Annotated in this window: 11 protein-coding genes; 5 read left to right on the forward strand and 6 right to left on the reverse strand. The window is 34.1% G+C overall.

The annotated features are described in order from the left end of the window. Nucleotides 1-366: 366 nt before the first annotated feature. Nucleotides 367-2,913, forward strand: a complete 2,547-nt coding sequence (locus BMY96_RS11340; protein WP_092852232.1) for an ATP-dependent Clp protease ATP-binding subunit — start codon at nt 367-369, stop codon at nt 2,911-2,913. A gap of 157 nt (nt 2,914-3,070) precedes the next feature. Here BMY96_RS11340 and BMY96_RS11345 read toward each other — a convergent pair whose 3' ends face one another. The 3 genes from BMY96_RS11345 to BMY96_RS11355 form a co-directional block, all read right to left on the reverse strand. Continuing rightward, entirely contained in the window at nt 3,071-3,964 is an 894-nt protein-coding gene (locus BMY96_RS11345; RefSeq protein ID WP_092852234.1) for a YihY/virulence factor BrkB family protein, read from the reverse strand. A 10-nt stretch (nt 3,965-3,974) separates the two neighbouring features. Further along, entirely contained in the window at nt 3,975-5,330 is a 1,356-nt protein-coding gene (locus tag BMY96_RS11350; protein WP_092852236.1) for an MFS transporter, read from the reverse strand. Nucleotides 5,331-5,397: 67 nt separating this feature from the next. Beyond that, entirely contained in the window at nt 5,398-6,216 is an 819-nt protein-coding gene (locus tag BMY96_RS11355; protein WP_175473561.1) for a M48 family metallopeptidase, read from the reverse strand. Between the two features lie 160 nt (nt 6,217-6,376). Between BMY96_RS11355 and msrB the strand changes: the two genes are divergently transcribed. Together msrB and BMY96_RS11365 are read left to right on the forward strand one after the other, a co-directional pair. After that, nucleotides 6,377-6,859, forward strand: a complete 483-nt coding sequence (gene msrB, locus BMY96_RS11360) for a peptide-methionine (R)-S-oxide reductase MsrB (protein WP_092852238.1) — start codon at nt 6,377-6,379, stop codon at nt 6,857-6,859. Between the two features lie 89 nt (nt 6,860-6,948). Further along, entirely contained in the window at nt 6,949-7,500 is a 552-nt protein-coding gene (locus BMY96_RS11365) for a DUF1572 family protein (protein WP_092852240.1), read from the forward strand. Between the two features lie 403 nt (nt 7,501-7,903). On the opposite strand, the gene BMY96_RS11370 is transcribed toward BMY96_RS11365, so the two are convergent. Next, complete coding sequence (locus BMY96_RS11370) at nt 7,904-9,187, reverse strand: NAD(P)/FAD-dependent oxidoreductase (protein ID WP_092852242.1); 1,284 nt, start codon at nt 9,185-9,187, stop codon at nt 7,904-7,906. 179 nt (nt 9,188-9,366) lie between these two features. On the opposite strand from BMY96_RS11370, the gene lpdA reads away from it, so the two are divergent. Continuing rightward, a complete protein-coding gene (lpdA, locus tag BMY96_RS11375; protein WP_092852244.1) occupies nt 9,367-10,743 on the forward strand; it encodes a dihydrolipoyl dehydrogenase in 1,377 nt (458 codons plus the stop codon). 158 nt (nt 10,744-10,901) lie between these two features. Here lpdA and aroQ read toward each other — a convergent pair whose 3' ends face one another. Beyond that, the gene (gene aroQ / locus BMY96_RS11380) at nt 10,902-11,315 is read right to left on the reverse strand and encodes a type II 3-dehydroquinate dehydratase (RefSeq protein ID WP_092852246.1); all 414 of its coding nucleotides are present in this window, start codon (nt 11,313-11,315) and stop codon (nt 10,902-10,904) included. Nucleotides 11,316-11,398: 83 nt separating this feature from the next. Further along, on the reverse strand, nt 11,399-12,019 hold the full coding sequence (locus BMY96_RS11385) for an outer membrane beta-barrel protein (protein ID WP_092852248.1): 621 nt from the start codon (nt 12,017-12,019) through the stop codon (nt 11,399-11,401). A 219-nt stretch (nt 12,020-12,238) separates the two neighbouring features. Here BMY96_RS11385 and xerD point away from each other — a divergent pair, with 219 nt between their 5' ends. Continuing rightward, complete coding sequence (xerD, locus tag BMY96_RS11390; protein ID WP_092852250.1) at nt 12,239-13,135, forward strand: site-specific tyrosine recombinase XerD; 897 nt, start codon at nt 12,239-12,241, stop codon at nt 13,133-13,135. Nucleotides 13,136-13,236 lie beyond the last annotated feature (101 nt).

Here is a 13,236-nt window from a genome sequence, read left to right on the forward strand (position 1 = left end):
TAAGAATTCCAATAGTTACAGAACGACTATAAAGGCTCCTTTTTCACGTAATTTATTAACAATTTAAACGACTTATTTCGTTAATAAGTATGAGCGTTAAAATTTTGATTTAATAAAGATTTTTTCGTCAATTAGCACTAAGTAGACAAAACATTTAGATTTTTAGGTTTCTTACTTTTTTTAGCCGTATAAAATTTTACTACCGCAAATTACGCGTATCTATTTTATTTGCTTTAACAGATGTTAATTTTAAGACTTAAAATCTTGTTAAAACCATAATGTTTTTACTATTAACACATTTTTAGGTATAGTTTTTGACTTTAGTTAAAATGTTTTACTATTTTTAATGCAGAAAGGACACGATTTATGGATGATAATTTTTCCCCAAGAGTAAAAAATGTAATTGCGTACAGCAAAGAAGAAGCATTGCGATTAGGCCATGATTTTATTGGTACTGAACATCTCATGCTTGGTCTTTTGCGCGATGGCGATGGCAAAGCAATAAATATTTTAAATGCTTTAGATATAGATTTAAATCATTTAAGACGAAAAGTTGAAATATTAAGTCCTGCAAACCCCAATATTATTATAGCTTCTAATCAAAAAAAGAATCTACACCTTACAAGGCAAGCAGAACGAGCTCTAAAAACCACTTTCTTAGAAGCTAAATTATTTCAAAGCACCTCTATTAACACGGCGCATTTATTACTTTGTATTTTAAGAAACGAAAACGACCCCACTACCAAGCTTTTAAATAAGCTGAAAGTAGATTACGATAATGTTAAAGAACAATTTAAACTTATGATTACAAACGACAACGACTATATAGAGCCTAAGTCTGAATTTCAAGATGACGACAATGCACCAGAAGAAGAATCTACCAAGGATAACATTTTTAATGCTCCAACAGGTAAGACGAATAAAAAGTCAAAAACTCCTGTTTTAGATAATTTTGGACGTGATTTAACAGCGATGGCTGAAGAAGGTAAACTTGACCCTGTTGTAGGTAGAGAAAAAGAAATACAACGCGTGTCTCAAGTTTTAAGTAGAAGAAAGAAAAACAACCCGCTTTTAATTGGAGAACCTGGAGTTGGTAAATCTGCCATAGCCGAAGGTTTAGCACTTAGAATTGTTAAGCGTAAAGTATCGCGTATATTATTTAACAAACGTGTTGTAACTCTAGATTTGGCAAGTTTAGTTGCCGGAACAAAATACAGAGGCCAGTTTGAAGAGCGCATGAAAGCCGTAATGAACGAGCTTGAAAAAAATGATGATGTTATTTTATTTATTGATGAAATACACACCATTGTTGGTGCTGGAGGAGCCACAGGTAGCTTAGATGCTTCAAACATGTTTAAACCCGCTTTAGCAAGAGGCGAAATACAATGTATTGGTGCTACAACCTTAGATGAATACAGACAATATATCGAGAAGGATGGTGCTTTAGAGCGTCGTTTTCAAAAGGTTATTGTAGAACCTACATCGGTTGAAGAAACTATAGAGATTCTTAATAACATAAAAGGAAAATACGAAGAACATCATAATGTTGATTATACACCAGAAGCTATTGAAGCTTGTGTAAAATTAACCAACAGATACATGACCGAACGCTTTTTACCCGACAAAGCTATTGATGCTTTAGATGAAGCAGGGTCGCGCGTACACATAACAAACATTGAAGTTCCTAAGCAAATTATTGAGTTTGAAAAACAACTTGAAGATATTAAGGAATTAAAAAATGCGGTGGTAAGAAAGCAAAAATACGAGGAGGCTGCAAAACTTAGAGATGATGAGAAACGCATTGAAAAGGATTTGGCTATAGCTCAAGAAAAATGGGAAGAAGACACCAAACAACATAGAGAAATTGTTACTGAAGATAATGTAGCCGACGTTGTTTCAATGATGACAGGTGTACCTGTAAACAGAATTGCGCAAACCGAAATTAACAAATTAGCAGAATTACCCAACCTTATAAAAGGAAAAGTAATTGGTCAAGATGATGCGGTTGCCAAGGTTGTTAAAGCTATTCAACGTAACAGAGCTGGACTTAAAGACCCAAACAAGCCAATTGGTTCGTTTATATTTTTAGGACAAACAGGTGTTGGAAAAACGCAACTAGCAAAAGTACTATCTCGCGAATTATTTGATAGTGAAGATTCTCTAGTAAGAATCGACATGAGTGAATACATGGAAAAATTCGCTATTTCTAGATTAATTGGAGCACCTCCAGGATACGTAGGCTACGAAGAAGGTGGACAATTAACCGAGAAAGTTAGAAGAAAACCTTACGCCGTAATTCTTTTAGATGAAATTGAAAAAGCACACCCAGATGTATTTAACATGCTACTTCAAGTGCTTGACGATGGCTATTTAACAGATAGTTTAGGTAGAAAGATTGATTTTAGAAATACTATTATCATCATGACGTCTAACATTGGTGCACGTAAACTAAAAGATTTTGGTACCGGAATTGGTTTTGGTACAGCGTCTCAAAAAGCACAAGAAGATGCCAATGCAAGAAGCGTTATTGAAAACGCCCTTAAAAAATCGTTTGCACCAGAATTCTTAAATAGAATTGACGATGTTGTTGTATTTAATGCTTTAGAAAAAGAAGACATCAATAAAATTATTGATATTGAACTTGAAAAATTATTATTCAGAATTAAAGGATTGGGCTACCTACTAACCCTTACTGAAGCTGCTAAAGATTACATAGCAGAAAAAGGTTTCGATAAGCAATATGGCGCAAGACCGCTTAAAAGAGCGATTCAAAAATATGTTGAAGATGCGTTAGCTGAAGAAATTGTAGCATCAAATCTACAAGAAGGAGACAAGATTAAAATTGATTTAACCAATGACTCTGATGAACTTGTAATATCTATTGAAAAAGCTGAAAAACCAGCCGAATCATAATATTAAAAAGCAAACATTAAAAAAAGCTCGAATGGAAACATTCGGGCTTTTTTTATACTTTATAAATACAATTAATATTAGTAAAAACTATACGCTTATATTTTTACATTAAACCGAGAAGCTCATAAAGGCCACTATCTAGCAAATCCATTTTATATTACGGAATAATTTGCTCGGGTTCTTCTTGTAAATAATGCTCCGAATAAATTTTAGTAAAATGAGCCCCGTAAAATAAAATTAAGCTAGAATAAGACACCCATAGCATAACCAAAATAATAGCTCCAGCGGCACCGTATGTAGAACCTGGTTCCATTTCGCTAAAATATAATGCCAATAAATATTTCCCTAAAACAAACAAAACAGACGTAAGAGCAGCACCAATACGGACAGCACGCCATGGTATTCTGGCATTTGGCAGTATTTTAAACATAGTTGCAAAAAGCACATAGATCATTAACAAGGAAAGAATCACATCTAAATAATAAACATAGTCAACAAAATCTATTGGTATATAATGTTTTAAATTTTCACCAAAAGCGCTTAAAGCCGACGTTAATACAAAACTAATTAAAAGCAAAAAGCCAATAACAAGAATAAACCCAAAGCTTTTAATTCTGCCAAAAACAGTCTCGATTAATCCATTTTTAAATCTTGGTTTTGCTTTCCATATTTTGTCTAAAACATTCTGGATTTGAAAAAACACTCCCGTAGAACCATAAATTAAAGTTCCAACGCCAATTAATGTAGTAAAAATTGATGTTGAGGCTTCTCCTCTATCAACCATCATAAGTCTTATCGATTCTGCAGTCTGAGTTCCCAATGCTTTAGAAATTTGGGCTAACAATTCTCCTTGCACAATCTCCTTGCCCCAAATAGAACCTACTAAATTCACTATAATTACCATTAATGCTGGTAAAGATAAAATAGCGTAATAGGCCACCACAGCACTTCTTTCAAAAGGATCACCGCTAAACCAAGATTTACCTGCCTTAATTATCAACTTAGGCAAATCAACAATTTTAAATTTGATTTTTACGTCTTGGGTTTTCATTTTAAACTATTTATTTAATACGCTCGTTAGGCACTCTAAAAAGTAAAATAATACCAGCTAAAAAGAAAACAAATAAAAACAAAATACCATTTCGCATACTACCAGTTAATTGGTCTATAAATGCAAAAATAACCATCCCTATAACAATCCCTATTTTTTCGGCAACATCATAAAAACTAAAATAAGACGTAGTGTCTTCCGTTTCTGGTAAAAATTTAGAATAAGTAGAACGTGCCAAGGCTTGTATTCCGCCCATTACTAAACCTACCAAACCAGCAGCAATATAAAATTCTGTAGGTGTATGCATCGTATAAGCATAAAAACACAACCCCATCCATGTTATGTTAACAGCAATTAGGGTTTTAATATTTCCAAATTTTGATGACGCAATAGAGGTTAAAAACGCCCCTAAAATAGCAACCAACTGTATTATTAGAATACTACCTATTAGGCCAAATGTTTTGGCATCATCATCGCCCCACAAAATTTCTTCTTCTCCAAAATAAACAGCTACCAACATAATGGTTTGTACCGCCATACTAAACACAAAAAAGGCATGCAAATAGCGTTTTAATCTTAAATTTTCGTTTAAATCGTTCCATACCAAACGTAATTCTTTAAAGCCGTTAAATATAATAGCCCTGGTAACTTTATGCCCGCTAGAAGTTCCTTTTGGCAACCAGTAAAAACTATACTGACTAAAGCCTATCCACCATAAGCCAACAAGTACAAATGAATAACGCATACCTACTTGTGCTGCAGATTCAATTACTTCGCCGTTTTCTGAAATTTTATCGGCAATAAAAAAAGTAGATGGATACATAACCATGGCTAAATTTAAAACCAATAGCAAAACACTGCCCAAATACCCTAACGAAAATCCTTTGGCGCTAATACTATCTTGTTGCTCTGAAAATGCTATATCTGGCAAATACGAATTATAAAACACCAAACTTCCCCAATATCCAATTAATCCCATAAAGTAAAACAGTAAGCTTAAATGAATCTTATCTGGAGTAATATCAAACCAATATAAACCAATACAACCAGCACCACCAACATAGCAGAAAAATTTTAAGAAATTCTTTTTGTTTCCTACGTAATCGGCAATACCAGATAAAATGGGCGATGTAATGGCTACAACCAAAAATGTAAAAGCAGTAACAAAAGTTATAAGCGCTGTACTTTTAAACTCGAAACCAAATGCAAAAACTGTTTTAACTTCCGAAGTACTTTTAAGAAACAATGCCGAGTAAAAAATAGGAAATATAGACGACGCAATTGTTAGTGTGTACACAGAATTTGCCCAATCGTAAAAGGCCCAAGCATTTAATAACTTTTTACTTCCTTTCTCTAAAACTGCCATAATAAAAAAGCTGCCCTTTTATGAGCAGCTTCGAAAATAAGCAAATATTTTATTTATATGGCTATTACTAATTTCTAAATGTAGTAACGCCAAATTTCTTAGCCTCAGCTTTTGCATTTGGTGCCCAATTAGTAAGATTCGCAATTCTTGTATCGTTTGATGGATGCGTACTCATAAACTCTGCAGGCGCTTCTCCTCCACTATTCGCTTTCATACGTTTCCACAATTCGGCTGCTTCATCTGGGTTATAACCAGCAATAGCCATTAAATAAATACCAATTTGATCGGACTCTGTTTCATGACTTCTACTAAAAGGTAACATAACACCTAACTGCGATCCAATACCGTAATATTGATTAAAAGCATTTCTTGCATTCTCATCTTTAATGGCAATATTTCCTGCTACAGCAATGCCTTGTTGTAAATATCCAGCACTCATACGTTGCTGTCCGTGATTTGCTAAAGCGTGAGCTACCTCATGCCCCATAATAGCAGCAACACCAGCCTCATTTTCTGCTATTGGTAATATTCCTGTATAAAATACAATTTTACCACCTGGCATACACCATGCATTTACAGTAGCATCATCTACTAAATTGTACTCCCATTTATAATCATTTAAATATCCTTCATTACCATTTGCATTTAACCAACGCTCGGCAGCAACTGCTATACGTTGTCCTACTCTTTTAATCATTTCGGCATCTTGGGTTCCTGTAATGACTTTGTTTTCGTTTAAAAACTGACTGTATTGAGAGAATGCAGTTGGGAATAACTGAGAGTTAGGCACTAATGCCATTGTTTTCTTTCCTGTAAAAGGATTTGTAGCGCAAGAAAACACTAAAGCAGATAAAGCCATTATACAAAGGGTGTGTTTCATTTTCATAATTCGATGGTTTAATTTCAATTCTTAAAAATACGTAAAAAATGTATTGTTATTTTAATTGGACACTTAAATAATATATTTGTCACACATAAAAAATTAATCGTTCTTTTGTTATAATTTGATTTTTTTTTCGACCTAAGTAGCATAAAAATTTAAACAAATGAACAAGATAATAATTGCTTTTGTCCTAGTATTATTTTTTAATTGCAACTCTGCGGCCCAAAAAAAAACAAACAACAAAGAAGAGCCTTTTAAAATAACCAAAACTGAAGCCGAGTGGAAAGCAGAACTAAGCGCTAAAGAATTTTATGTTTTAAGGCAAGCTGGTACAGAGCGTGCTTTTTCTAGCCCTTTAAACAAAAACGAAGTAGATGGTGTTTATGTTTGTAAAGGATGCGACACACCGTTATTTAAAAGTGATCACAAGTTTGATTCTGGTACAGGTTGGCCAAGTTTTGATAGAGAGATAAAAGGTCATGTTAGTTTTTCTACAGATTACAATTTAGGCTATGCCAGAACCGAAGAGCATTGTGCTACATGTGGCGGCCATTTAGGTCATGTTTTTAATGATGGCCCCAAACACACCACAGGTAAGCGTCATTGTATAAATGGGGTGTCGTTAAAATTTATTCCTAATAACTAAAAGTCAATAAGTGACTATATAATTTTTATAAAATTCTTGAAATGTATTAAAAGCTTGCTATTTAAAAATTGACGCTTTACCTTTATTATATGGAAAGTTATTTAGAGAGCGTAATTAAACAATTTGAGTATTACAAAAGCTTAGGCGATAAAACGTTTAAACAGTTAAGTTTTGATGATATGCTTTGGCAAAGTGATGAAGATGCCAATAGTATTGCTATACTTGTTAAGCACACGGCAGGCAATATGCGAAGCAGATGGACCAATTTTTTAACTGATGATGGCGAGAAAACCTGGCGAAACAGAGATGATGAATTTGTTAGTGACTTTACTTCCGAAGTAGCTGTAATAGCTGCTTGGGAAAGCGGATGGTTTTGTTTATTTAACGCTATTAAAGCTTTAAAACCTGAGGATTTAGAACGCATTATTTACATTAGAAACGGCGGACACACAGTTACAGAGGCCATAAACAGGCAACTAGCCCATTATGCTTACCACGTGGGACAAATTGTTTTTTTAGGAAAACTATTAAAAGGAAAGGCATGGAAATCGTTATCCATTCCAAAAGGTGATTCTGAAGTGTATAATAAGGACAAGTTTAATAATGATAAGGAACGCAAACATTTTACTGATGATCTTTAAATAAGTCGCAGTATACAGTCGCAGTATGCCATTTGTTTGGTTATGGTGATAAGCTTTAATTCATAAAAAAAAGTTGCAAGTATTTTGTCTTGTGAAGATCTGGAGTCTTAGCATTATTTAAGAAGTTTACCAGACCTGCGAGGTTTTAAAAACCTTGTAGGTCTTATTACTTACAATAAAACTAAATCTTAAAACCATTATTTAGTAAGTATGCCCAGCCATAAGAATTTAAGCCTATATTGAAGGTCTTTTTGTGTTATTACACCCCGGTCTGCCAACATGCAAATATGCAACACAAAAAAGCGACTGCTTAAATATTTATAGTCACGATTTCATATAATAAAAATATAAAGCGATGAGTAAAGCTTGACCCGATTTTTCTTCGGGAATCGCCCAAAGAATTTTATACTTTATGTTTGTTTTTAAAGGGACGAATTATTAATCGGGCTTCCCTATCGAAACGGACATAATTATACACCCAGTTTACAAACACCACCATTCGGTTTCTGAACCCTATTAGGAAAAACAGGTGCACGAACATCCAAACATACCAAGCAAATACGCCTTGAAATTTCCATCGTTTTAAATCGACTACAGCTTTATTTCGTCCAATGGTTGCCATAGCACCTTTGTCGGTATAGCTAAAGGGGGTCATAGGTTGATTTTCAATAAGTTTTAAAATATTATCGCCTAATTGGTCGCCTTGTTGTATGGCAGGTTGTGCCATCATTGGGAAACCATGCGGAAACTCATCACTTACCAAGCAAGCAATATCGCCAATAGCAAATATGTGGTTGTAGCCTTTTACTTGGTTAAACTCGTTTACTAAAAGCCTGTTGCCACGACTAACAAGATCTTGCGCATCTAGACCTTTTATGGTGGCTCCTTTTACACCTGCCGCCCAAACCAGAGTAGCAGTTTCAAAGGTTAAATCGGTATTTGTGGTAACCGTTTTACCATCGTAATTGGTTACTCTAACGTTTTTCCATACGTTAACACCTAGTTTTTCTAGAAAATCTTCGGCCTTTGCCGAGGCTTGGGCGCTCATACCCTTTAATATACAATTACTTGATTGCACGATATGAATTTGAGCCAAACGCGTATCTAAATCTGGATAGTCTTTTGGTAGAATGCCTTTTTTTATTTCGGCCAATGCACCGGCAAGTTCTACGCCTGTTGGTCCGCCACCTACAATTACAAAATTCATTAAGGCATTACGCTCATTTAAATCTGAGGTTAACAGAGCATCTTCAAAATTTTCGAGAATTAAACTTCTTAAATCCAAAGACTGCGGTATGGTTTTCATGGCCATACTGTGCTTTTCGACTTCGGTATTGCCAAAAAAATTTGTTGTAGAGCCCGAAGCCACTACTAAATAATCGAACTTTAATTCACCTATATTGGTTTTTACCTTGTTTTTCTGCGTATCTATCTCCTCTACAATAGCCAATCGGAAATAAAAATTTGGAAAGTCTTTTAAAATTTTACGAATAGGATAAGCTATAGAGTCTGGCTCTAAACCACCTGTAGACACTTGATAGAGTAATGGCTGAAACGTGTGATAGTTGTTTTTATCCAAAAGTACAACTTGTACTTCTTGTTTCGATAATTTTTTTGCTAAAGCTACGCCAGCAAAACCGCCTCCAATAATTACAATGCGAGGAAAACTCGTTCTAGGTATGTTCATAAATAAAAACTTGCAACGCAAAGGTAATAAAACAAGGATATATACTATTCCCTATTACAAGGCTATAAAACAACTATTATATAATGGATATTACATAACATTTTTTTCAGGATTTAATAAGCTCTCTATTCTTTTTTAAAAATCGATTTCGTAAATTCGCAATCTAAACTTTTTAACAAATGAGTAAATACGATATTATAGTTCTTGGAAGTGGTCCTGGTGGTTATGTAACAGCTATTAGAGCATCACAATTAGGTTTTAAAACCGCAATTGTTGAAAAAGAAAATCTTGGTGGCGTTTGCTTAAACTGGGGTTGTATTCCAACAAAAGCCTTATTAAAATCGGCTCAGGTTTTTGAATACCTAAAGCATGCTGAGGACTATGGTTTAAAAGTAAAAGATGCAGAACATGATTTTGATGCTGTTGTAAAACGTAGCCGTGGGGTTGCAGATGGCATGAGCAAAGGTGTTCAGTTTTTAATGAAGAAGAATAAAATTGATGTTATAGAAGGTTACGGAACACTAAAACCAGGTAAAAAGGTTGAAGTTGATGGTACCGAATATAGCGCTAACAACATTATAATTGCCACTGGTGCCCGTTCTCGTGAATTACCAAGTTTACCACAAGATGGCGAAAAGGTAATTGGATACAGACAAGCCATGACCTTAAAGAAACAACCAAAGAAGATGATTGTGGTTGGATCTGGTGCTATTGGTGTTGAATTTGCATATTTTTATAACTCTATTGGAACAGAGGTTACTATAGTAGAATATTTACCGAAAATTGTGCCTGTTGAAGATGATGATGTATCTAAACAATTAGAACGTTCTTTTACAAAATTTGGAATTAAAGTTATGACATCGGCCGAAGTAACATCGGTTGATACTTCTGGAAAAGGTGTTAAAGCCACTGTAAAAACAAGTAAAGGTGAAGAAGTACTTGAAGCAGATATTATTTTAAGTGCCGTTGGTATTAAGTCTAATATTGAAAACATTGGTTTAGAAGATGTAGGTATTGTTGTTGATAGAGATAAAATTATTGTCAACGATTATTACCAAACTAATATTCCTGGTTACTATGCTATTGGCGATGTAACTCCGGGTCAAGCTTTAGCTCACGTTGCTTCTGCTGAAGGTATACTTTGTGTAGAAAAACTTGCAGGCATGCACGTTGAAGCTATTGACTACGGAAACATACCTGGATGTACATACTGTTCTCCGGAAATTGCATCGGTTGGATTAACCGAAAAGCAAGCCAAAGATAAAGGGTTAGATATTAAGGTTGGTAAATTCCCATTCTCTGCTTCTGGTAAAGCCAGTGCTGGTGGAAATAAAGAAGGCTTTGTAAAAGTTATTTTTGATGCCAAATATGGCGAATGGTTAGGTTGCCACATGATTGGTGCTGGAGTTACCGATATGATTGCTGAAGCTGTTTTAGGTAGAAAACTTGAAACTACAGGTCATGAGGTACTAAAAGCAATTCACCCACACCCAACTATGAGTGAAGCGGTAATGGAAGCCGTTGCAGCGGCTTATGATGAGGTAATACATTTGTAATGCCCTCCACCTCCCAAAGGGGAGAAACTCTTACTCAGATAAATAAAACAAAAAAAATGCGATTCTTAAATTTAAGAATCGCATTTTTTATAAGAATACATTTTTTTCAGCACAGTGAAAGTTCCTCCCCTTTGGGGAGACTAAGAGGGGCTCTTTTCTTAAAAGCTCTGAATAGCCAACTCGTAACTTTGTAAGCCAAAGCCAAGAATAACGCCCTTAGCATTAGGCGAAATAAAGGATTGATGCCTAAATTCTTCGCGATTAAAAGTATTTGAAATATGTACTTCTACAACTGGCGTTTCAATACCCTTAATAGCATCTCCAATACCAATAGACGTATGTGTGTATGCGCCCGCATTTAATATAATACCATCAAAACTAAATCCAACGTGGTGTAATTTATCTATTAACTCCCCTTCTATATTAGATTGATAATACTCCAACTGAACATTTGGATATTTTGTTTTAATCTTGTCGAAAAACTCAGTAAAAGTTAAACTTCCGTAAATATTAGGTTCTCTTTTTCCTAATAAATTAAGATTAGGCCCGTTAATAATCATGATTTTTTTCATGATGTAAAGATATTTAAAAATTGAGCATAAAAAAAACCGAAGCATTCTGCTTCGGTTTTTTCACCAATTACTTTGGCGTTTTATTATAATTTGAATAATAAACCAAAAGAAGCATTACCACTAAAAGGGTTAGCAACATCTCCAAAACCTAAGTTAAAATTAGATTCTGCCTTAGCACCGTCTTCATCTGCTTTTGTAGAAGTGAAACCTAATACGTTTCTTAGTCCAAAAGTTAAAGCAATTTTTTCTGTTACAAAATAGTTAATACCTAAATCTAAACTAGCACCAAAAGAGTTAACTTTAAAGTCACTAATTTTATTATCACTGGTAGCATAAGCGATACCAAACTCAGTAAACGTTTTAAAACGTTGTCCTAAATCTAAAAAATAGTAACGAGCAAACGCCCCAGCACCAAACGTAGAATTATCAACAGTATCAGTTCCTGAAACTTCTCCTTTAAATGAATTAAAAGTTAATTGCCCCCCAATAGCTAAATCTTCACTTAAAAAGAAACCAACTTTAGGAGCTAATGTAAAACTGTTTGTTTTTTCCTCTAAGTTTTTGTCATTAGTACTATTAAATCCGATGTTACCCTCTATAAAGACATCACCTTGATTAAATCCATAAGTTTTTGCATCATCTTGTGCATTAACGTTTAAAAATCCGAAAACTGCAACTGCAGTAATAATTAATAATTTTTTCATAATTTAAAATGTTTTTAGTTTGATAACGGCAAATTAAAGCTAAATTTTTGAAAAATACTACAAACACATCAAGTTATAAATAATTTTACCAATAACACCTCACAACTCAATGTAATTCAATGTTTTAAAATCAAAAAAATCAACAATTCCACCTAAGGATTTAACTTCATTGTTTAAAAAAACTACACTTTGTCCCTATAAATAGTTAATTTTACAGCTATGAAATGGCAGCACGCTTTAAACGATTATCAATTATATTTAAAGATAGAACGCGGGTTATCTCAAAACTCTATTGATAACTATGCTTTGGATGTTACGAAACTCATAAACTTTGTAGAAACTAATAACATAAACCACACACCTGTTAACATTACCGCGGAGCATATTCAACAGTTTATTTATGAGATTGCAAAAATTTTAAATGCCAGATCGCAATCCAGAATAATATCCGGCTTACGCAGCTTTTTTAATTATTTAGTGTTTGAAGATTACCGAAAGGACAACCCTTTAGAGTTAATTGAATCGCCAAAAATAGGCAGAAAACTTCCAGACACCTTATCGGAAGCCGAAATAGACGACATAATAAAAGCTATTGATTTAAGCAAGCCTGAAGGCGAACGTAACAGAGCCATGTTAGAAACCTTGTACGGTTGTGGCTTACGCGTTAGCGAGTTAATAAACCTAAAAATATCAGACCTTTTTTTTGATGATGGCTTTATAAAAGTTACCGGTAAAGGCGACAAACAGCGTTTTGTTCCTATTATAGATGTTACTAAAAAGTACATAAATATGTATCGATCTAGTATCCGGGTTCACTTAAATATTAAACCTGGACATGAGGACATTTTATTTTTAAACAGACGAGGCAAACAGTTAACTCGTGCCATGATTTTTACCATAATTAAACAATTAGCCGTTAAAATTGGCCTAGAAAAAAACATTTCGCCACATACTTTTAGACATTCTTTTGCTACCCATTTGTTACAAAACAATGCCGATTTGCGGTCCATTCAACTTATGCTAGGTCATGAAAGCATTACTACAACCGAAATATATGTACATCTAGATAAAAGTTACTTAAGTAAGGTTGTAGAAAAATATCACCCAAGAAAATAGAAAAAAGTAAACTCTAACGCAGCTATTTCTTTTATTTCAAACTAATTATTTGTAAATTTATAAAAACCCATCCTCCAAAAAACATATTTAAACTAACGTAT

The sequence above is a fragment of the Algibacter pectinivorans genome (assembly GCF_900112595.1).
In the GTDB taxonomy this organism is placed as follows: Bacteria; Bacteroidota; Bacteroidia; order Flavobacteriales; family Flavobacteriaceae; genus Algibacter_B; species Algibacter_B pectinivorans.

Bases quoted from the DNA above. Each gene is read 5' to 3' on its own strand.
- BMY96_RS11340 (WP_092852232.1), top strand. From the start codon at position 367: ATGGATGATAATTTTTCCCCAAGAGTAAAAAATGTAATTGCGTACAGC.
- BMY96_RS11345 (WP_092852234.1), bottom strand. From the start codon at position 3,964: ATGAAAACCCAAGACGTAAAAATCAAATTTAAAATTGTTGATTTGCCT.
- BMY96_RS11350 (WP_092852236.1), bottom strand. From the start codon at position 5,330: ATGGCAGTTTTAGAGAAAGGAAGTAAAAAGTTATTAAATGCTTGGGCC.
- BMY96_RS11355 (WP_175473561.1), bottom strand. From the start codon at position 6,216: ATGAAAATGAAACACACCCTTTGTATAATGGCTTTATCTGCTTTAGTG.
- msrB (WP_092852238.1), top strand. From the start codon at position 6,377: ATGAACAAGATAATAATTGCTTTTGTCCTAGTATTATTTTTTAATTGC.
- BMY96_RS11365 (WP_092852240.1), top strand. From the start codon at position 6,949: ATGGAAAGTTATTTAGAGAGCGTAATTAAACAATTTGAGTATTACAAA.
- BMY96_RS11370 (WP_092852242.1), bottom strand. From the start codon at position 9,187: ATGAACATACCTAGAACGAGTTTTCCTCGCATTGTAATTATTGGAGGC.
- lpdA (WP_092852244.1), top strand. From the start codon at position 9,367: ATGAGTAAATACGATATTATAGTTCTTGGAAGTGGTCCTGGTGGTTAT.
- aroQ (WP_092852246.1), bottom strand. From the start codon at position 11,315: ATGAAAAAAATCATGATTATTAACGGGCCTAATCTTAATTTATTAGGA.
- BMY96_RS11385 (WP_092852248.1), bottom strand. From the start codon at position 12,019: ATGAAAAAATTATTAATTATTACTGCAGTTGCAGTTTTCGGATTTTTA.
- xerD (WP_092852250.1), top strand. From the start codon at position 12,239: ATGAAATGGCAGCACGCTTTAAACGATTATCAATTATATTTAAAGATA.